A 19,066-nucleotide genomic window follows, 5' to 3' on the forward strand; every position below is an offset into this window, starting at 1 on the left:
CATGAATAAAGAGCGCTTGGCGCGATACCTGCCCTTTCTGAACGGGGCACGCGGGTATGACAGGGACAGTGCGAGCCGGGACGGGCTCGCCGCGATCATTCTTACGCTGCTGCTGATCCCGCAGAGCCTGGCCTATGCGATGCTGGCGGGGTTGCCGCCGGTGGTCGGGCTCTACGCCAGCATCATGCCGCCGCTCGCCTACGCCCTGCTCGGTACCAGCCGCACCTTGGCGGTCGGTCCGGTCGCGGTGGTAGCGCTGCTGACCGCATCGGCACTTACCCCTCTGTTTACGCCGGGTACAGCCGAGTATGCGCAGGCGGCGCTGCTGCTGGCCCTGCTCTCCGGCGGCGTGATGCTGCTGATGTCGCTGCTGCGACTGGGATTTTTGATCAGTTTTCTGAGCCATCCGGTGATCTCCGGATTCATCAGTGCCTCGGCCATACTGATCACCCTGAGTCAGCTGCGCCATATCCTCGGCATCCAGACCCGAGGGGATACGGCGCTGGAGCTGCTGCATTCGACCTTAACCGCCCTGCCCGATACCAGCCTGCCCACGCTCAGCATCGGCGGTCTGAGCCTCCTGTTTCTCCACCTTTGCCGCCGCCGGGGCAAACTCTGGCTATCGGTGGTTGGGTTCACCCCGAGCCTGGCATCCGCGCTGCCCAAAGCCGCTCCCCTGCTGGCATTGTTGGTCAGTGCACTGCTGGTCACACTGCTCGGTCTTGAGCAACAGGGTGTGGCGGTCGTCGGCGAGGTGCCGCGCGAGTTGCCCAGTCTGTCCCTGCCGCCGCTGGAGCTTGAGCTGATCGTCAAGCTGCTGCCGCTGGCGGTACTTATCAGCCTGGTCGGCTTTATCGGCTCCGTTTCCGTCGCGCAGACCTTTGCCGCCCGTCGACGCGAGCGTATCGCCCCCAATCAGGAGCTGATCGCGCTGGGCGGCGCCAACATCCTCACCGCGCTGAGCAGCGGCATGCCGGTCTCCGGCGGCTTTTCACGCTCGGTGGTCAGCTACGAGGCGGGGGCGCAGACCCCGATGGCGGGTGCGCTGTCGGCGCTGGGCATGGCGCTGACCGTGCTGCTGTTCGCCCCCCTGTTCGAGAGTCTGCCCCGCGCGGTACTGGCCGCCATCATCATCGTGGCGGTGCTCAGCCTGGTCGATCTGGGGGCGCTCAAGCGTACCTGGCAGTATGCCTGGCAGGACGGCGCGGCGATGCTGGCAACGATGCTCGGGGTGCTGTTTATCAATATCGAAACCGGGTTGCTGATGGGGCTTGGCCTGTCACTGCTGCTGTTTCTCTGGCGCACCAGTCACCCGCATATCGCTGTCGTCGGTCAGTTGCCTGGCAGTCAGCACTTTCGCAACGTGGATCGTTTCCATGTCATCGAAAGTCCCAGCGTACTGTCGGTCCGGGTGGATGAAAGCCTCTACTTCCCCAACGCCCGCTACCTGGAGGATCGTATCGCCCAGCTGGTCGCCGACCACCCCGGCATACGCCATCTGGTGTTGATGTGTTCCAGCGTCAATCTGATCGACGCCAGCGCGCTGGAGAGTCTGGGGGCGATCAGCGAGCGACTGCACAGTGCCGGGATACAACTGCATCTGTCCGAGGTAAAGGGGCCGGTGATGGACCGGCTGCGCCGCGCGCGCTTCCTCGACCAGTTCGGTGGCCGGGTATTTATCAGCCACTACGAAGCGCTGCTGATGCTGGACCCGAACACAACTCGGGGCACATTGAACTCGTTGGCAGCCCACTGCCCGATTCAGTCTGACCTAAAACCCGCAAAGGAGAAATCGGAATGAAAACTGCGCACGATCTGGTCGCCGAGGCCAAACAACAGATCGCGGAGGTTGGCCTCGATGAAGCGGAACTGGCGGTTCAACAGGCCGACGCCGTGATCGATGTGCGTGAGCCCGATGAGTATCAGTCGGGCCATCTGCCCGGTGCAATCAACATCCCGCGCGGCATGCTCGAGTTTCGGCTCAGCAACGACGACGCGCTCTCGGCGCGGGACCTGAACCTGGTGCTGTACTGCAAGACCAGCGGTCGCGCTGCACTCTCGGCGTTGAGTTTGAAAGCGATGGGCTACCTGCACGTGCGGTCGATCGCGGGTGGCTTCGACGCCTGGGTCGCTGCCGACAAACCGGTGGCGCGCCCCGCCCTGCCGGATTTTGAGTGAACGGCAGCAAAAGAGCCCCGATCAACGGGGCTCTCAGTTACTGCACCGTGGATGCTCTTTCTGCATCCGCTATGAAGACCGATGTGGCGGCCGCATCAGCGAATGCGACGCAGCCAGCCGCAGGTTTATAGGCCAGTCAGGGTGTTCAGCTTATCCGCAACCAGATCCACATCGACCTTTACCGGAATATCCGTTCTGCGCCGCCCGTAGGGGGATATGGGTATCAGCTCGCTCGACTGTACGATCCGCCTGCGCTTTTCGGCGTTGGTCCGTCGATCCAGAATCGACTGCCGCCGCTCCTCGCCGTCGTAACGGGAGAACATATAGGCCTTCCACCACTCCTCGGCCTGACTCAGTGACGCAAGATAGGTGCTCAGCTGCTTACCGGTGTCGGCGGTCCAGTACAGAACGATCCTGCTGTCTACGAGGTCTTTGACGAGGCGCATAGCTCACCCCTCTTTTTGTTGCCTGTTAGTTATATCTAACAGTAGATTGCACGCACCCATATTGATCTATGGCACATTTTGCGGATTTCGCAACATTTGGATCGCGATATGCCACTGCAATATGAATCTAATGCACCGTGCAAACCATGCAGGGATCGAAACTCCTGACGATATGCTGCACCGCCACCGGATCGGTTTCCCCCTGGCGTATCGGGGCTCCGACCAGCGCCTGCTCCAGCGCACCGGGCTGGCCAGAGGCATCCCGCGGCGAGAAGTTCCAGGTGGTCGGCGCGATGATCTGGTAGTGGCTGATCTTACCCCGCTGCACCGAGATCCAGTGCCCCAGGCTGCCGCGGGCGGCCTCCATCAGGCCGACACCTTCGCCGTCCTGCAGCCGTTGCGGATGGTGGCAGAACGGCTCGCCCGGCTCGATCTGCAGCGCCCACTGCTGCAATTTAGGCAACGTTCGCGCCAGCTCCAGCAGACGTGCCAGCATCCTGGTATGCACACTGCCGCCCTGCTCGATCACCAGTCTGGTCAACAGTGGATCTCCTGCCACCAGCGCCCGCGCCAGGGCGCCGGTCTCCACCACCTGGCCATCGAGCCGCGGCGCCTTGCACCAGCTGTAGGCACCCTCCTTGTCGGCGACCGGTTCGGTCTCGCCACGGGCCGGATGCAGCGGCGGTGCCTGCTCCATCCAGGCGTGGCTGACATCTTCGACTATTCGGCCGGGATCCAGCGCCTGCAGACCCGAATCCGGCGTCCAGAGGCCCCGTGGCACCGCCTGTTCACCCTGTAGCGCGTAGTTACCGAAACTGATAAACCGGTCGGTGGCACGGCCGAGCGTTCCTAGATCCAACTGCTGCGACAGGTACAGAAAGGTACGCAGATCACCGCTGTGCCAGGGTTTCTCCCGCTGCCAGCAACGCAGCTGCTCCGGGGTGTGGATCGCCGCGATCCGCTCCAGGTCATCGCCGAAGGTCACCCGCTCGAGAAAACGGCGGAACGCACCGAGAATGGCGACCAACCGCAATCGCTCCTGACGCTGTACCGGACGGGTGGTGCCTCCCGGCTGGATGCTCAGCGTATGTGGCCACTTGCCCGCCAGCAGCCCCATCAGGTGCAGAAACTCGGCCCGCGCCGGCAACACCTCGCGCGTCGCCTCGCCGCTGACCGCCTTGAAGCGGCTCACGACGGCGTCGAACCAGGGCTCCCGGACATAGATATCGCGGGCAAAGTCCGGCATGAAAAAAAGGTAGAAGTGAGTCAGCAGGTCGGTCAGCGACTCGTTGGCCAGGATCAGGTTGCGGCACAGTTCGCCGTTGCGGGTGGGCTGCAGGCCCTGACTGTCGGCCAGCGCCAGCGCCGCGGCCACCGACTGGCTCACCGAGCAGATACCGCAGATGCGTGGCGTGTAGACCAGCGCATCCAACGCCGGTTTACCAACCAATATCCGCTCAAAGCCCCTGTAAAGAGTGGCGTTCACCCTGGCCCCGGTTACCTGTCCATCCATGCTGTCCAGGGTGATATCCAGGTCGCCCTCGACCCGGTTGAACGGCCCCACCACGATTCGGCTCATCAGTTTTTTCTCTTATGCAGGGTCGGCGGATAGATCAGTTGTTCGGAGCGGGCATTCTCCTTCAGGCGCTCCGGCGTGGCGGCTTTGGACAGTGAGGCCAGCGCCACGAACCAGGCCTTGGGCATATCGGTGGGCAGGCCCACCGGGATGCCGGCGATCTTCGGAGTTTCCATAAAGGCGTGGCGCGGCTCCTCGAACTCCGGTGCGGTGCAGTTGATGCAGGCGTAGCCGCCGCGGGTGCAGGAGCCCTCACCGTTCCAGGGCCGGGTATTGCAGTCGCCATGGGCCTGGGTACCAAGACAGCCCAGATGCTCCATCATGCAGCCCTGCTGTCCCAGCTGTTCGGCGCTGGCCTTGTATTCGTAATATTCGTTGCGGGTACAGCCGTGATGGACCAGCTGATCGGCATAGAGGCGCGGTCGACCCAAGGTATCCAAACGCTCGACTGCGCCTTCGCCCAGCGCCAGTTCGATCAGGGTTTCAGTGACCCAGTTGGGGTGCACCGGACAGCCGGAGACGTTGACCACCGGCAGTGCGCCCATCGAACGGTACTCACTGCCGAGCAGACCGCCACGCAACTCACCCTCGAACTGCAATCCGGTGGCGTCGGCGTGGTTATCCCCGGCGCTGGTGATGCCGCCATAGGCCGCGCAGGAACCGATCGCCAAGGTGTAACGCGCCTTCTCTGCCAGTTTGCTCACCCAGTCGATCATCGGGATACCGGTGCCGCCGAACAGATGAAAACGCCCGGTGCCGCCGGGGCCGCGCATCAGTGAACCCTCGATGCAGAGCAGATCCAGTTCCAGCTCACCGTCGATGATCTGCTGCAGCAGTTGCCTGACCTCGATACCGGTCTGCTCGCTCAGCGACGGGTGCCAGAGCAGCTCGATACCGGCGGCCTCCAGGGTGCTGATCAGGTCCGGTCCTTCGGCGCCCAGCAGCGACATGGAGCAGCCGCCGCAGCCGCCGGATTGCAGCCAGAGCAGGTTAGCCATCGATCTCGCCTCCAGACAGCGCTTCAGCTCGATTCAGTTGGGGCAGCGTCAGCCGGGCGCGGGCACCGCCCTGCGGCCCGTTATCGATACTGAGCGTGCCGCCATGCTCGTTGACGATACCGTAGCTGATCGACAGCCCCAGCCCGGTGCCCTGCCCGGTCGGCTTGGTGGTGAAAAAGGGATCGAACAGGTGTGGCAGGTTGTCCGGTTCGATGCCCGGTCCGTTATCGGCAACCTCGAACCAGACCAGCTGATCGCTCTGCCCGGCACTCAGGCTCAGCGCCGGTTCGGGCTGGTCGGCCACGGCATCCGCCGCGTTCTGGATCAGGTTCACCACCACCTGATGGATCTGACCGGAGTGCCCCAGCACCTGCAGGCGCTCCGGCAGCTGTTCGCTGACCGCGATGTCGGCCTTGCTCTCCTTGATAATCCAGTGCAGCGCCGAGCGCACCACGTGAATCAGATCGAAGGGGGCTTTTTCACTGCTTTGGGTGGAGGAGAACTGGCGCAGGTCATTGACGATCTCGCGCACCCGGTCGGCACCCTCCATGGTGCCCTCGACCAGCGAGTCCAGATCCGCTATCACTCGGTCCAGCCGCAACCGCTCGCGCAGCTCACGCAGCTGTTCGCGACTGGCGCCGGACTGCACCAGATCGAAATATTCGACCAGACGGCGGGTATAGCGCTGCAGCGCATGCATATTGCCGTAGACGAAGCTGATCGGGTTGTTCAGTTCATGGGCGACACCGGCCACCAGACGGCCCAGCGAAGCCATCTTTTCCGCCTGGATCAACCGTTCCTGCGCCAGCTTCAGTTCGGCATGAGCCTGATTAAGCTCGTTGAAGGCGCGCTGCAACTCGCCCAACGGACGACCGGCAACGACGACGCCGACCAGACGCCCGCGCTGATTGAAACGGGGGGAGCAGTTCAGTGCCAGCGGTACCGGACCCTCGGCGCCCTCGATACGGATCTGCTCATCACGCACCGGTTCACGTCTAACTCGCTGCAGGCAGTCGATCAGCCGCGCACGGCTGTCGCCGCTGCACAGGCTCTCCATCGGCTGATCGAGCAGGGAATCCTGAGTGCGGCCGGTCAGCTCCTCGAACGCCCGGTTGACCTGCTGGATCCGCCCCTCGTGGTCGCAGGCGATCAGCACATCGCTCATCGCCGACTGCACGCTGTCGAAGAAGCTGTGCGCCTCCTCCAGTGCGGCGTTCTGTTCTTCCACCTGGACCTGATAGCGCACCAGATCGGCATAGGCCTCATCCATCTTGCGGATGACGCTGACCCAGGCTTCATCGGTCGCCGCGCTGTCGCGCTGGCCATTGTGCGGTTGCTGTGCCATCTGTGTACTGCCAGTTGAGGAGGCTACAGACTAACGCCAGCGCGTGTTGCCGCCAACCTCCCTATTACTTTCCACCTAAGCGACTAAACGGTAAGCAGGTATCCGGCTGTGTCGTAAAAGTGGGCCTTTGCATCAGAGCAGGCATTGACCGTGCCGTTCCATGCAACCAATACTCATCAGGGGTTTGTGACCACGACCGGCAACTGGCACCCGCTTTGCTAACACTTGCGACAACCCAAGTGTTGAATGCAGCGAGCACCGAGCCGCCCAAATCCGGATAGAACAACAGAACAGGAAGCCAACATGAAACGACACGCCCAGACCCTCACCGCACTGACAGTCTTGAGCTTGAGCCCGAGCCTTGTCTTTGCTCACTCCGCCACCGGTACCGGCCTCGGCGCAGGCCTGCTGCATCCGCTGATGGGTGCAGACCACCTGCTGGCGATGCTGGCAATCGGGATCTGGGCGGCGTTGCAGCAAGGTAGTCTGCGCCTCGCCATTCCGGGCGCATTCATGCTCGCGCTACTGGCCGGTTTTGGCCTGGCACTGAGTGGTTTCGCGCTGCCGATGGTGGAAGCAGGGATCGCGCTGTCGGTGCTGCTACTCGGTATCGTGATCACCGCGACCGTACGCCTGCCCGCCTCGGCGGCACTGGCGCTGAGCACTTGTTTTGCCCTGTTTCACGGCTTCGCCCATGGCCATGAAGCCAGCGGTTCTCTCGCCACCTTCGCATTCGGCTTTATGGCCAGCAGCGCCGCACTGCACCTGAGCGGTGCCGTGATTGCACAGAAACTGCGCTCGCTTCCGGCGCTGACCCGCAGCCTGGGTGCGGCCATTGCGGCCAGCGGTCTCTGGCTGCTCGGCTGACGAAAAAAGGGCCGCTAAAAATAGCGGCCCTGTAAAAAACAGCTCCGAGAACGCTAACTCCCACCCGGTGCACAGGTTGGAGGGGAGGACCCGGGGCTGTTACTCACCAGACTTTTCTGCGGGATCAGCCCGCCTCTTGCAGCGCGACGCGATTGAACGGTTGCGGATTGAGCAGCAGCCGCTCGCCTTCGAGGCGGGTCTGCCAGGTGTCCAGCACCAGCGATTCGTTATCCAGGCATTCACCCGTTTCCAGGCAGTAGCGCTCCTTGTACAGTGGCGAGGCAACGAACAGGCAATCCTCATTGGAGCCCACCAAGCCACGCGACAGGACATTGGCCTGTCCGATCGGATCGAAGTTATCGATGGCAAAAACCTGGCCCTTTTCGGGGATGTAGAACAGGGCCACCTGACGCTCCCCGACCAGGGCACATATGCCGGAGTCGGCGACCAGATCATCGAGGTTGCAGATATGGATCCACTCTTGTGCTGCAGTCATGATTCTCTCCTCTTAGCCGACCATTACAATGGGTTCTGCCTTCTCTTCCGCACGCGCCGGACGGATCTGGCCGCGCTCCTGTACGAACACCACGTTGGAGTCGGGCTTGTCGCTGTTGACGAACTGACGGAACCGCTTCAGCGCTTCCTCGTCGTTGACAGTTGTCTTCCACTCGCACTCGTAGGTTTCCACCACGTGCGCCATCTGCGCCTCCAGCTCAGCGCCTAGGCCCAGGCTGTCGTTGATCACCACCTCCTGCAGGTATTTCAGGCCGCCCTCCAGGTTCTCCATCCACACTGAGGTACGCTGCAGACGATCGGCTGTCTTGATGTAGAACATCAGCACCCGGTCGATGTACTTGATCAGCGTCTCCTTATCCAGGTCGGTGGCAAACAGGTCGGCGTGGCGCGGCTTCATACCGCCGTTACCGCAGACGTAGAGGTTCCAGCCGTTTTCGGTGGCGATGACGCCGATATCCTTGCCTTGGGCCTCGGCACACTCGCGGGTGCATCCTGACACGGCAAACTTGATCTTGTGCGGTGAGCGCAGTCCCTTGTAGCGATTCTCGAGTTCAATGGCGAGGCCGACACTGTCGTCTACACCGTAACGGCACCAGGTGCTACCGACACAGGATTTCACTGTACGCAGAGATTTGCCGTAGGCATGGCCGGTCTCAAAGCCGGCGTCGATCAGCTTGCGCCAGATATCCGGCAGCTGCTCCAGGCGAGCGCCAAACAGATCGACGCGCTGACCGCCGGTGATCTTGGTGTAGAGGTTGTACTCCTTGGCCACCTGACCGAGCACGATCAGCTTGTCCGGGGTGATCTCGCCGCCGCCGATACGCGGCACAATGGAGTAGGTACCGTCCTTCTGCATGTTGGCGAGGAAGGTATCGTTGGTGTCCTGCAGCTTCACCTCTTTCGGGTTCAGCACGTAGTTGTTCCAGCACGATGCCAGAATCGAGCCCACCGCCGGCTTGCAGATATGGCAGCCCTTTCCGCCCTTGCCGTGCTTCTGCATCAGCTCGTCAAAACTTTTGATCTCTTCGACGCGTACCAGGTTGTACAGATCCTGACGGGTGTAGGGGAAGTGTTCGCAGATATCATGGCTGACCTCGACGCCCAGCTCCTCCAGCTCATGGTTGACCAGGCTGGTCAGCAGCGGTACGCAGCCGCCACAGCCGGTACCGGCCTTGGTGGCGCCCTTCACATCGCCGACCGAGCAGCAACCACCGGAAACAGCCTGGCGAATATCACCCTTGGACACGTCATGGCAGGAGCAGATCTGAGCCGTTTCCGGCAGTGCGGCCACGCCAAGACCGGTCTGGGCATCGTCGTTGCGGCTGGGCAGGATCAGCGCCTCCGGAAACTCCGGCAGTTGGATCTCGTTGAGCATGTACTGCAACAGGGTGCCGTAGGCCTCGGCATCGCCGACCAGAATGGCGCCGAGCAGGATCTTGTTGTCGGGGCTGACCACCAATTTCTTGTAGGTGCCGTCGCCTTCGTTGAGCCAGGTGTAGTTCTTCGCCCCCGGGGTACGGCCCTGAGCATCGCCGATGGAGCAGACATCCACCCCCATCAGTTTCAACTTGGTGCTCATGTCGGCACCGGCAAACTCGGCATCACCGCCGGTGAGCTGAGCCACTGTCACCTTCGCCATGGTGTAACCCGGCGCAACCAGACCGAAGATACGACCATCCCAGAGCGCGCACTCGCCGATGGCGTAGATATCCGCGTCGGAGGTCTGGCACTGGTTGTTGATAACGATACCGCCGCGCTCGCCCACTGCCAGGCCGCTCTCGCGGGCCAGCTGGTCACGCGGGCGGATACCGGCGGAGAACAGGATCAGGTCGGTCTCCAGCACCTCGCCATCGGCGAACTCCATGCGGTGCACACAGTTCTCGCCATCGACGATCTGCTGAGTGTTCTTACTGGTGTGGACCTTGACGCCGAGCGCTTCGATCTTGGAGCGCAGCAGCGCGCCGCCCATATCGTCCAGCTGCACCGCCATCAGCCGCGGGGCGAACTCGACCACATGGGTCTCCAGGCCCAGGTCACACAGCGCCTTGGCCGCTTCCAGGCCGAGCAGACCGCCGCCGACGACGACACCGACCTTGCCCTGCGCCGCGCTGGACTTGATCGCTTCCAGATCCTCGATGGTGCGGTAGACCAGGCAGTGCTCGCGGTCATGCCCCGGTACCGGCGGTACGAAGGGGTAGGAACCGGTGGCCATCACCAGCTTGTCGTAGCTCAGTGTGGTGCCCTTGTCGGAGACCACCAGATGGTCGTCCTTGTTGATCTCGACCACCTTCTCATTGATCAGGACGTTGAGGCCCCACTCGCGATACTGCTCGATCTTGCCCATGGCCAGATCTTCAGCGGTGCTACCGCTGAAGTATGAGCTGAGATACACGCGGTCATACGCCAGACGAGGTTCTTCACAAAATACAGTGACCTCGAACTCACCCAGTTGACCGCTGTCGGCCAGACTCTGCAGAAACTGGTGGCCGACCATACCATTGCCGACTACAACCAAACGTGTTTTGTTCATCATGTTGCTCCTGTGCACCTGTTTCGGGCTCGCCTTGACAGACTTCTCTACGTTTTTTGCAACGCTTTATTACGAAGCTTTTTTGCGGGCCCAGGAAACGAAAAAAGGCGCTCACCCATCAGCACCCTGAAGTTCAGGAAACTGATCGATGAACGCCTTTGTTCATTCTGTTCTGTTCCGGGCTAGACCCGGTTATGCAGTATCATTAAGCACGACATGTGCCAACATTGCTTCTTATGGATTTACAAGGAGTTAGAGGCACATCATCCATTCCGCGCACCAAAAAGACCGCACCATATTGGTGATCCGGCATCATTATGGTGCTTATCAATTCCATGTGTCGGTTATTGGGAGACGTGTGCGGGGCACACGATGGGAGGGCGCCTTCCGGGATACCATCCCGCTCTGTGCCAGTATCAGCGATTGACCACCCACTGATACAGATTCAGCAGCAGCAGGCCCAGACAGATCAGCTTCCACAGCAGCAGTGGGTTGCGTTCAACCAACGGTCGATGACGGATGCGCGCTTCCAGCTGGGTATTGGGTACGGTGAAATCGTGCAGGAACTCCGACAGTGCCTCATAGCGATAGCGCGGGTTGGGCTGCAGCGCCTTGCGCAGACAGCCCTCGATCCACAACGGCAGGTCGCGGCGGTGCTGCAGTGCCGGGATGTAGTCGAGCACAGCATAGTTCTTCAGTTGCACCTGCTTCACCGAGGGCTCCTTGTAGGGCAGCGCGCCGGTGAGCATCTCGTAGGCGATCACCGCCAGCGAGAACAGATCGGAGCGAAAGCTTCCCGGCTCGCCGACCAGGTACTCCGGCGCCACGTAATTCACGCTGCCCTGGGGGATCGACTTGTCCAGCGGCGAGATCAGCTCATCGGTACCGGCGATCAGCACGGTGCCGAAATCGAGGATCTTCACCCTGCCCTCCCGGTCCAGCATGATGTTTTCCGGTTTCAGGTCCTGGTGCACCATATCGGCGCGCTGGAATGCGCGTAGCCCCTGCACCGCCTGCTGCACGATGCGACGCACCTCGTCCACCGGCGGACGGGGATGGTCATGCATCCACTCGCGCAGGTTGATCCCCTCGATATATTCGCCCAGATAGTAGAGAAAGCGTTTCTCGCGCCGGGGCTCATAGGTCTTCATCACGTTGGGGTGGTCGATACAGCGTCCGACCCACTCCTCGCGCACGAAGCCATCCAGATAGAGCGCATCCTCGGAGAAGTTCTGCGACGGCGCCTTCAGCGTGAACTGTTCGCCGCTCTCCTCGTCCCGCACCCGGTACATGTGGCTGCGGGTGCCGCTGAAGATCACCTCCAGCACCTCGTAGCCGTCGATGCGGTTGCCGACCGACATCACCGGGGGGATCGGCAACGCGGTCAGGCGACGGTGGGTCTCATCCAGGGTTTCCTGCGGCAACCCGTCGATCGCCACCAGCAGAACGGTGAGGTTGTCGTCGCTTCCGGCCTCCAGCGCCTCGGCTACAATTCGCCGGGCTGCTGCTTCCAGATCCGTTGTCGCATCCGTTAGCAACTCGCGCAGTCGAGCGGCGGACAGTACGCCGTGCACGCCATCGGTGCTCAGCATCAGCAGGTCGCCCACGGCCAGATCCTGGGTGGAGTAGTCCACCTCAAGGTGTCTGTCGGCACCCAGCGCGCGAGCCAGGTAGCCCTGGCCGGCGGCTATACTCAGGTGGTCCTGGGTCAGTTGCTCCAGCGTTCCGTCGCGCCAGTGGTAGACCCGTGAATCGCCGGCATGAAAGCAGTGCAGGGTATGGGATTTGATCACCACCGAGGAGAAGGTGGTCAGCATACTGTCGCCGTAGTTCTGGAGATGGCTCTGACGGTTGGCGTTCTGCTGATAGATCCAGCCGTTGAGGCTGGTCAGTACACGGGAGACGGACTTGCGTACGCTCCAACTCTGCGGCGTGCTGAAGTAGTCTTCGAGGAAGGAGGTAACTGCGGTCTGGCTGGCGATATGGGAGTCGGCGCAGCTGCTGACGCCATCGGCAATAGCCGCTGCTGCCCCCTTAAACTCGGCCCCATTGCCGGTGGCCAGATGGGCGGCGAAAGCGTCCTGATTGACCGACTTACGACCGGCTTCGGAACAGCCACCAAAGCGTACCTGCAACCTTTTGCTCATCGGCCCTCCTCGGCCAGTGGTGTCATATAAGCGCCTGCCTGGAATTGTCCGATCTTCGGGTACCGTGCCGGGCAGTGAGGGGTGTTGGAGAACTCGGTGCGAGATTCCTCGCAGGTTCTTAACCGAAGCGGGTTGGCATCGCGCTATCCAAGGCCGATAGGGCCGCTGCCGGCTGACCGTCTGCCGCCATGGATGGCGGCAGACGAGCCCCCAGGGAAGGGTTCACGGCGTGTCAGACGGTAGCGGCCCTATCGGCCAGAACCTCAGGCTCAGCTTACTTTGATCAGCTCGACGCTGCCATCCTCATTCACCTCGGCCATATGGCCCTGCGGCTCCTCCATGAACAGCAGCACGATAAAGCCAAGCACGGCAGTAGCGGCAATCACGCTGAAGAAGATCTGGTAGCTGACGAAGGAGAGCACGGTCAGATAGACCACCGCACCCACGTTGCCATAGGCACCGGTCATGCCGGCAATCTGTCCGGTGAGACGACGCTTGATCAGCGGTACCACGGCAAATACCGCGCCCTCACCGGCCTGCACGAAGAAGGAGCAGGCCATCGCGGTGATCACCGCCAGGGCAACCGGCCAGCTGGAGTTGGTCATCGCCATCAGCGCATAACCGCCTGCCAGACCCGCGGTCAGGATCAACAGCGTGCGCTTGCGTCCATAGCGGTCGCTGATCCAGCCGCCACCGGGACGGGACATCAGGTTCATAAAGGCGTAACCGGAGGCCAGCAGACCCGCATAGACGGGATCCAGCTCGAAGGTTTCGGCAAAGAACAGCGGCAGCATGGAGACCACGGCCAGCTCGGAACCGAAGGTGGCAAAGTAGAGCACATTCAGCACCGCCACCTGCTTGAACTTGTAACGGTGCATCTCCGGCACCGGCTTGACGAAGATCTCGTGGTTGACCTTCCAGGCGCTGTAGCAGTCATAGACGAAGATCACCAACAGCGAGATATAGATCAGGTTTACTGCTGTGTCCGACAGCATCTTCACACCCGCCGGAGAGAGTTTCCAGGCCAGCAGCGCCAGGGTGGCATACATCGGCACCTTCATTGCCAACATGAAGACGAAGTCCCCCTTGCTGGTTACCTCCATACCGCCGTTTTTCTTCGGCCGGAAGTAGGTGGAACCCTTCGGCGTGTCGGTTACATTCTTGTACCAGACGAAGCTGAACGCCAGACTCATCAGGCCGGTCAGGCCGATCGCGTAGCGCCAGCCATCCTCGCCACCGAACAGCAGCGCCAGTGTCGGCAGCGTCATCGCACCGGCGGCGGAGCCGAAGTTGCCCCAACCGCCGTAGATCCCCTCGGCAGTGCCCAGTTCATTTGCCGGGAACCATTCGCTGACCATGCGGATACCGATGACGAATCCGGCACCGATGAAGCCGAGCAGGAAGCGAGCAATGGCGGCCTGGGCAAAGTCATCGGCCAGGGCGAACAAGAAACAGGGGATGCTGCACAGGAACAGCAGCGCGGCGTAGATCAGCCGCGGGCCATACTTGTCGGTCAGCATACCGATCAGCACACGGGCCGGGATAGTCAGCGCCACGTTCAGGATCAGCAGGGTTTTCACCTGGGCGCTTTCCAGACCCAAAGAACTGCCAATTGCGGCCAGCAGTGGCGCGTGGTTGAACCACACCACAAAGGTGATGAAAAACGCGATCCAGCTCAGATGCAGGATCTTGGTCTTTCCGGTAAAGGAAAGCAGGTTGAGTTTGCTTTGCTCGCTCATCGTCGAGGGGCCTCTGTTGTCTTCAAAAACAAAAGTCGTCGCCGCTCCAGCGCATCCATGCGCCCGCGGCATACCGTACGTCCTGGACATAAACAAAAGGCGCCCACAAGCGACCTTCCGTTTTCGACTGGGGGTCACTCGTGAGCGCCTTTGCTCAAAATTTGTGCTTTATCTTGCGACGCGCCTGGGTTTCCCTCGCCCTAACTGAGTGCAACCCTGGTGTTACCCGATACCTTGAGCTACGCCTTTGCAGCCCGGGTATCGCTCTCCTACGCGTTGAATTTCAACACTTTACTTGCCACCCATCTGGAGCACGCCCCGTTTGGCAGCACTATCGCAAGATGCGAATGCACATAATCAAGCAATCGCCATGCCATTACCGTGCATTTATGACGATAGTACGCGCATAACTGGTGCAATCCCGCAAAAACGGCACTTCCGTCGATACCGACTCAAACTTATTATTAATAGTTTTCAATACATATAAAATTTATATCAATTTCGCTCATGTTAATTCCTGCCCATAATGCACCCGAATAAATCAACGCACCAAAAGAGGACACCATGGCAGGACTGCATATACCCGGCTTCCCCCGCATCGGCGCCCATCGCGAGCTCAAGTTCGCATTGGAAGGCTACTGGCGCAGCGAGATCGACGCAGGTGAACTGGAAAAGATCGCCGCTGAACTGCGCCACCGCCACTGGCAACTGCAACAGGACGCAGGGCTCGACTATGTTAGCGTCAACGATTTCTCGCTCTACGATCAGGTGCTCGACCACGCCTGCATGTTCGGCATGGTGCCGGAGCGCTTTACCCGGGGGCGGTCCGACAGCGATCTGGACAACTACTTCCGCATGGCGCGAGGCCGCGCGCCGACCGGCGAGCCGGTGCGGGCGCTGGAGATGACCAAGTGGTTCGATACCAACTACCACTATCTGGCACCGGAGCTGGATAACAACAGTACATTCACCCTGCATCCGGACAAGCTGTTCGACGAGATCGTCGAAGCGCGCAGTCTCGGCTTTACTCCGAAGCCGGTGCTGATCGGGCCGGTGACGCTGCTCTGGATCGCCCGTGGCGACAGCAGGCTGGCATTGCTGCCCCAACTACTCACGCAGTACGTTGAGCTGCTGCAGCAGTTGAAAAACCTGCAGGTCGAATGGGTGCAGATCGATGAACCTATCCTGACGCTGGATCTGGAGGCATCCTGGTGTCAGGCATTACGCACCGCCTACGCCACGCTCGGCGCTGTCGGCAGCCGGCTGCTGCTGACCACCTATTTCGGCGATCTGCGCGACAATCTCGATCTCTGCCTCAGCCTGCCGGTGGATGGCTTCCATCTCGACAGCGTTCGCGGCGGTCTGGAGTACGTGCAGGCAGCCAAACGGATCAGCGACGATCAGGTGCTCTCGGTCGGCATCATCGATGGCCGTAACATCTGGAAAACCGACCTCAACGCCGCGCTGGAGCATCTGCGCCCGGTCAAGCGCGTACTGGGCGAACGCCTCTGGCTCTCCACCTCCTGCTCGCTGCTGCACGTACCGGTGGATCTGGATCGGGAGAAAAAACTGGATGCGCAGCAGCGTAGCTGGTTCGCCTTCGCCACCCAGAAACTGAACGAGCTGAAGGTACTGGCACTGGGCCTTGAGGGTCAGGGTCAGGAGGCACTCGCCTTCAACGCGGAAGCGATCGCGTCGCGACGTCAGTCCAAACGTATCCACAAACCGGAGGTCGCCCAGCGCCTCGCGGGCATTACCGGCGCCGACAGCCAGCGACAATCGCCCTACCCCGCGCGCGCACCGCATCAGAGGCGTCGGCTGCAACTGCCGCTGCTGCCGACCACCACGATCGGCTCCTTCCCGCAGACAGCGGAGATCCGGGCGGCACGGGCGGATCTGCGCCGAGGCAACCTGTCGCAGGCCGAATATGAGCAGCAGATGCTGGGCGAGATCCAACACTGCGTCAAGCAGCAGGAGCAGCTCGGCCTGGATCTGCTGGTTCACGGCGAAGCGGAACGCAACGATATGGTCGAGTACTTCGGCGAGCAGCTGGAGGGCTATCTGACCACCCAGAACGGCTGGGTACAGTCATACGGTTCGCGTTGCGTCAAGCCGCCGGTAATCTTCGGTGACGTGCAGCGGCCGCATCCGATGACGGTGCGCTGGTCTGAATATGCGCAGTCGCTAACCGACAAACCGATGAAGGGGATGCTAACCGGTCCGGTAACCATGCTGCAGTGGGCCTTCGTCCGCGACGATCAACCCCGGTCGGCAACCTGCCGCCAGATCGCCCTGGCACTGCGCGATGAGGTATGCGATCTGGAGCGTGCCGGTATTCCGGCGATTCAGATCGACGAACCGGCTCTGCGCGAAGGCCTGCCACTGCGTCGGGGCGACTGGCAGGCATATCTGGACTGGGCGACCGAGGCGTTTCGTCTCTGCTCCTCCGGTGTTGCCGACGATTGCCAGATCCACACCCATATGTGCTACTCGGAGTTCAACGACATTATCGCGGCGGTGGCGGCACTGGATGCCGACGTGATCACCATCGAAACCAGCCGTTCCAACATGCAGCTGCTGGAGGCGTTCGAGGCGTTCGATTACCCCAACGAGATCGGCCCCGGTGTCTATGACATTCATAGCCCCAACACGCCAGGAGTCAAACAGATGGTGGCGCTGATCGAGAGGGCGGCGCGGCGGATTCCAGTCGACCGGCTATGGGTCAATCCGGACTGTGGCCTGAAAACCCGCCAGTGGCAGGAGGTGACACCGGCGCTGGAGCGCCTGGTCGAAGCCACCCGTATTCTGCGTAAGCGCCTGGGCTGAGCAGCCTCAGAACACCGTCCAGTCAAGCTCACCCCGGCCACAGGCGATAAACCAGGGGTTGAGCAGTTGGTCGGTATCCGCATAGCTTAACGGTTCGCCATCGAACCGGATTACCGCGCCGCCCGCCTCGATCAACACGGCGTGGGCGGCCGCGGTATCCCAGAGCGAGGTGGGGCCGAGCCGGGGATAGATATCCGCACTGCCCTCGGCGATGCGGCAGAACTTCAACGAGCTGCCCACCGACTCCAGCTCCACCGGATCATGCTGTTCCAGCTTCTCGATCCACTCCTGCATGCCGGGGCTGGGATGGGAGCGGCTGCGCAACAGTCGCCAGGGTTGCCCCGGCTGGTGCTCACGTACCTGAATCGTCCGCTCACCCTCACCGTCGATCCGCTGCGCCCCCAAACCACGTGCCCCCTGCCAGAGGATGTTGGCGACCGGCGCGTAGACCACGCCGAGTACAGGCACACCCCGCTCGATCAGCGCGATATTGACACTGAAGTCGCCGTTGCGCTTGATGAACTCCTTGGTACCGTCCAGCGGATCGACCAGCCAGTAACGCCCCTGGCCGTCGGCGCCGGGAAAGCCCTCCACATCCTCTTCGGAGAGGATCGGCAACCTTGGTTCCAGCAACGCCAGACGAGCCACGATAATACGATGCGCGGCGCGGTCTGCTTCGGTCAACGGAGAGTCATCCACCTTGTAGCTGACAGCGAACTCACGCGCATAAACCTGCATGATCGCCTCCCCCGCTTCGCGGGCGATAGCGGCCACCTGTTGCAGCAGCTGCGTATTGATCCCTCTACCCATTGTTCTGTGTCCGATTTCGCGCCGCCCACAATTAATTCGTGAGTCGGTATATTGTGCGGCTATACACGCCCAGGGCGTAATCGCGTGCAGGTCAAACGCTTAAGTCAAACGATAGTCCCGACAGCTTGGCGCCGCCGGCAGATGCTGCTCGCCCAGCGCCTGGCGGCACTCTCGCTCCAGCGTCAGTGTCATCGCATCCAGCGGCAAGCCGTTGTCGCCTGCGCTGAAAGGCTGTTCCAGCTGCTGACTCAGCTCATCCAGTCCGAAAAACGCATAGGCGACGATGGCGGTCAGAAGTGGGGTGATCATGCCGCTGCCGGCGACCAGGCCGAAGGGCAGCAGCAGGCAGTAGATATAGCTGGTGCGATGTACCAGCAGCATATAGGCAAAGGGCAGCGGAGTATTGGCCAGCCGCTCGCAACCGGCCACCACATCGCTCAGGGCGGTCAGGCACTGCTCGAAATTGCGTGCGGTGACCGAATCGAAACCGCCGGTTTTCACCTCTACCGCCACCTGCTCACCGATCATCTGCAGTATGCGCTCAGGACGATTGACGGCACTTTCCAGCTGCCAGCATTCGGCATCGCCGAGCCACTCCTGCAACCCAGGCATCGGATCGACATCACGCAGCTGGTCACGCAGGCAACCGGCAAAGGCCACCAGACGCCGCGTCATCCGCTTGTGCCGTTCGCTCTCCTCGCCACGGTAGGCCAGGCTCATCCGCAACAGGCTGCGCGTCTGAACCAACAGTTGCCCCCATAGGCGCCGCCCCTCCCACCAGCGCTCGTAACAGGCGTTGTTGCGAAAACCCAGATAGAGCGACAGCGCGATACCGATAAAAGCAAAGGAGGAGGTGCTCAGCTCCGGAAACAGCTGGGGATAGTGATCATGCACCCACACCAGCAGTGCCGACAGCAGTGCGACAAGCAGTATCTGCGGCAGGACCCGCGGAGCGATCGATCCCTGATAAACAAAGAACAGCGCCAGAAACCCCGGCTTTTCACGCACGATCACGGCAATAATCCATCCGGAAAACGCCTGAGCATAGCCCCTTCCCGTCAGCACCTGCAACGCCTGACGCGGAAACT

At 61.4% G+C, this 19,066-nt stretch carries 14 protein-coding genes; 4 read left to right on the plus strand and 10 right to left on the minus strand.

Features of this window, described 5'->3' with window-relative positions; translation table 11 throughout:
* Window position 1: 1 nt before the first annotated feature.
* Window positions 2-1,801 (plus strand): SulP family inorganic anion transporter, encoded by a 1,800-nt coding sequence (locus tag KQ940_RS15720; RefSeq protein WP_217414691.1) that lies wholly within the window; start codon window positions 2-4, stop codon window positions 1,799-1,801.
* On the plus strand, window positions 1,798-2,178 hold the full coding sequence (locus KQ940_RS15725) for a rhodanese-like domain-containing protein (protein ID WP_217414693.1): 381 nt from the start codon (window positions 1,798-1,800) through the stop codon (window positions 2,176-2,178). Before KQ940_RS15720 ends, KQ940_RS15725 begins: the two co-directional genes overlap by 4 nt.
* Window positions 2,179-2,303: 125 nt before the next feature.
* On the opposite strand, the gene KQ940_RS15730 is transcribed toward KQ940_RS15725, so the two are convergent.
* The 4 genes from KQ940_RS15730 to KQ940_RS15745 all read right to left on the minus strand — a co-directional run bounded on the left by KQ940_RS15730 (window position 2,304) and on the right by KQ940_RS15745 (window position 6,543).
* Window positions 2,304-2,624, minus strand: a complete 321-nt coding sequence (locus KQ940_RS15730) for a hypothetical protein (RefSeq protein ID WP_217414694.1) — start codon at window positions 2,622-2,624, stop codon at window positions 2,304-2,306.
* A gap of 127 nt (window positions 2,625-2,751) precedes the next feature.
* Complete coding sequence (locus KQ940_RS15735; RefSeq protein ID WP_217414695.1) at window positions 2,752-4,203, minus strand: nickel-dependent hydrogenase large subunit; 1,452 nt, start codon at window positions 4,201-4,203, stop codon at window positions 2,752-2,754.
* A complete protein-coding gene (locus KQ940_RS15740) occupies window positions 4,203-5,198 on the minus strand; it encodes an NADH-quinone oxidoreductase subunit B family protein (RefSeq protein WP_217414696.1) in 996 nt (331 codons plus the stop codon). Before KQ940_RS15740 ends, KQ940_RS15735 begins: the two co-directional genes overlap by 1 nt.
* The gene (locus tag KQ940_RS15745; protein WP_217414697.1) at window positions 5,191-6,543 is read right to left on the minus strand and encodes a sensor histidine kinase; all 1,353 of its coding nucleotides are present in this window, start codon (window positions 6,541-6,543) and stop codon (window positions 5,191-5,193) included. The genes KQ940_RS15740 and KQ940_RS15745 overlap by 8 nt, the downstream gene beginning before the upstream one ends.
* A gap of 303 nt (window positions 6,544-6,846) precedes the next feature.
* On the opposite strand from KQ940_RS15745, the gene KQ940_RS15750 reads away from it, so the two are divergent.
* Window positions 6,847-7,410, plus strand: coding sequence for a HupE/UreJ family protein (locus KQ940_RS15750; protein WP_217414698.1), 564 nt, complete (start codon window positions 6,847-6,849; stop codon window positions 7,408-7,410).
* 124 nt (window positions 7,411-7,534) lie between these two features.
* On the opposite strand, the gene nirD is transcribed toward KQ940_RS15750, so the two are convergent.
* The 4 genes from nirD to KQ940_RS15770 all read right to left on the minus strand — a co-directional run bounded on the left by nirD (window position 7,535) and on the right by KQ940_RS15770 (window position 14,342).
* The gene (nirD, locus tag KQ940_RS15755; RefSeq protein ID WP_217414699.1) at window positions 7,535-7,906 is read right to left on the minus strand and encodes a nitrite reductase small subunit NirD; all 372 of its coding nucleotides are present in this window, start codon (window positions 7,904-7,906) and stop codon (window positions 7,535-7,537) included.
* Between the two features lie 12 nt (window positions 7,907-7,918).
* Window positions 7,919-10,456, minus strand: a complete 2,538-nt coding sequence (nirB, locus tag KQ940_RS15760) for a nitrite reductase large subunit NirB (RefSeq protein WP_217414701.1) — start codon at window positions 10,454-10,456, stop codon at window positions 7,919-7,921.
* A gap of 416 nt (window positions 10,457-10,872) precedes the next feature.
* Window positions 10,873-12,603, minus strand: coding sequence for a bifunctional protein-serine/threonine kinase/phosphatase (locus tag KQ940_RS15765; protein ID WP_217414702.1), 1,731 nt, complete (start codon window positions 12,601-12,603; stop codon window positions 10,873-10,875).
* 269 nt (window positions 12,604-12,872) lie between these two features.
* Window positions 12,873-14,342, minus strand: coding sequence for a NarK family nitrate/nitrite MFS transporter (locus KQ940_RS15770; protein ID WP_217414703.1), 1,470 nt, complete (start codon window positions 14,340-14,342; stop codon window positions 12,873-12,875).
* A gap of 564 nt (window positions 14,343-14,906) precedes the next feature.
* Here KQ940_RS15770 and metE point away from each other — a divergent pair.
* Entirely contained in the window at window positions 14,907-17,168 is a 2,262-nt protein-coding gene (metE, locus tag KQ940_RS15775) for a 5-methyltetrahydropteroyltriglutamate--homocysteine S-methyltransferase (protein ID WP_217414704.1), read from the plus strand.
* A 6-nt stretch (window positions 17,169-17,174) separates the two neighbouring features.
* On the opposite strand, the gene cysQ is transcribed toward metE, so the two are convergent.
* Together cysQ and KQ940_RS15785 are read right to left on the minus strand one after the other, a co-directional pair.
* Window positions 17,175-17,978, minus strand: coding sequence for a 3'(2'),5'-bisphosphate nucleotidase CysQ (gene cysQ / locus KQ940_RS15780; protein WP_217414705.1), 804 nt, complete (start codon window positions 17,976-17,978; stop codon window positions 17,175-17,177).
* A gap of 99 nt (window positions 17,979-18,077) precedes the next feature.
* The coding region (locus KQ940_RS15785) for a bestrophin family protein (RefSeq protein ID WP_217414706.1) at window positions 18,078-19,066 on the minus strand (989 nt) is incomplete at its 5' end.

Source organism: Marinobacterium ramblicola (assembly GCF_019084545.1).
In the GTDB taxonomy this organism is placed as follows: Bacteria; Pseudomonadota; Gammaproteobacteria; order Pseudomonadales; family Balneatricaceae; genus Marinobacterium_D; species Marinobacterium_D ramblicola.

Coding starts and splice junctions, on each gene's coding strand:
- cysQ (WP_217414705.1), bottom strand. CDS start 17,978: ATGGGTAGAGGGATCAATACGCAGCTGCTGCAACAGGTGGCCGCTATC.
- nirB (WP_217414701.1), bottom strand. CDS start 10,456: ATGAACAAAACACGTTTGGTTGTAGTCGGCAATGGTATGGTCGGCCAC.
- KQ940_RS15730 (WP_217414694.1), bottom strand. CDS start 2,624: ATGCGCCTCGTCAAAGACCTCGTAGACAGCAGGATCGTTCTGTACTGG.
- KQ940_RS15770 (WP_217414703.1), bottom strand. CDS start 14,342: ATGAGCGAGCAAAGCAAACTCAACCTGCTTTCCTTTACCGGAAAGACC.
- KQ940_RS15750 (WP_217414698.1), top strand. CDS start 6,847: ATGAAACGACACGCCCAGACCCTCACCGCACTGACAGTCTTGAGCTTG.
- KQ940_RS15745 (WP_217414697.1), bottom strand. CDS start 6,543: ATGGCACAGCAACCGCACAATGGCCAGCGCGACAGCGCGGCGACCGAT.
- KQ940_RS15735 (WP_217414695.1), bottom strand. CDS start 4,203: ATGAGCCGAATCGTGGTGGGGCCGTTCAACCGGGTCGAGGGCGACCTG.
- KQ940_RS15725 (WP_217414693.1), top strand. CDS start 1,798: ATGAAAACTGCGCACGATCTGGTCGCCGAGGCCAAACAACAGATCGCG.
- KQ940_RS15720 (WP_217414691.1), top strand. CDS start 2: ATGAATAAAGAGCGCTTGGCGCGATACCTGCCCTTTCTGAACGGGGCA.
- KQ940_RS15740 (WP_217414696.1), bottom strand. CDS start 5,198: ATGGCTAACCTGCTCTGGCTGCAATCCGGCGGCTGCGGCGGCTGCTCC.
- nirD (WP_217414699.1), bottom strand. CDS start 7,906: ATGACTGCAGCACAAGAGTGGATCCATATCTGCAACCTCGATGATCTG.
- metE (WP_217414704.1), top strand. CDS start 14,907: ATGGCAGGACTGCATATACCCGGCTTCCCCCGCATCGGCGCCCATCGC.
- KQ940_RS15765 (WP_217414702.1), bottom strand. CDS start 12,603: ATGAGCAAAAGGTTGCAGGTACGCTTTGGTGGCTGTTCCGAAGCCGGT.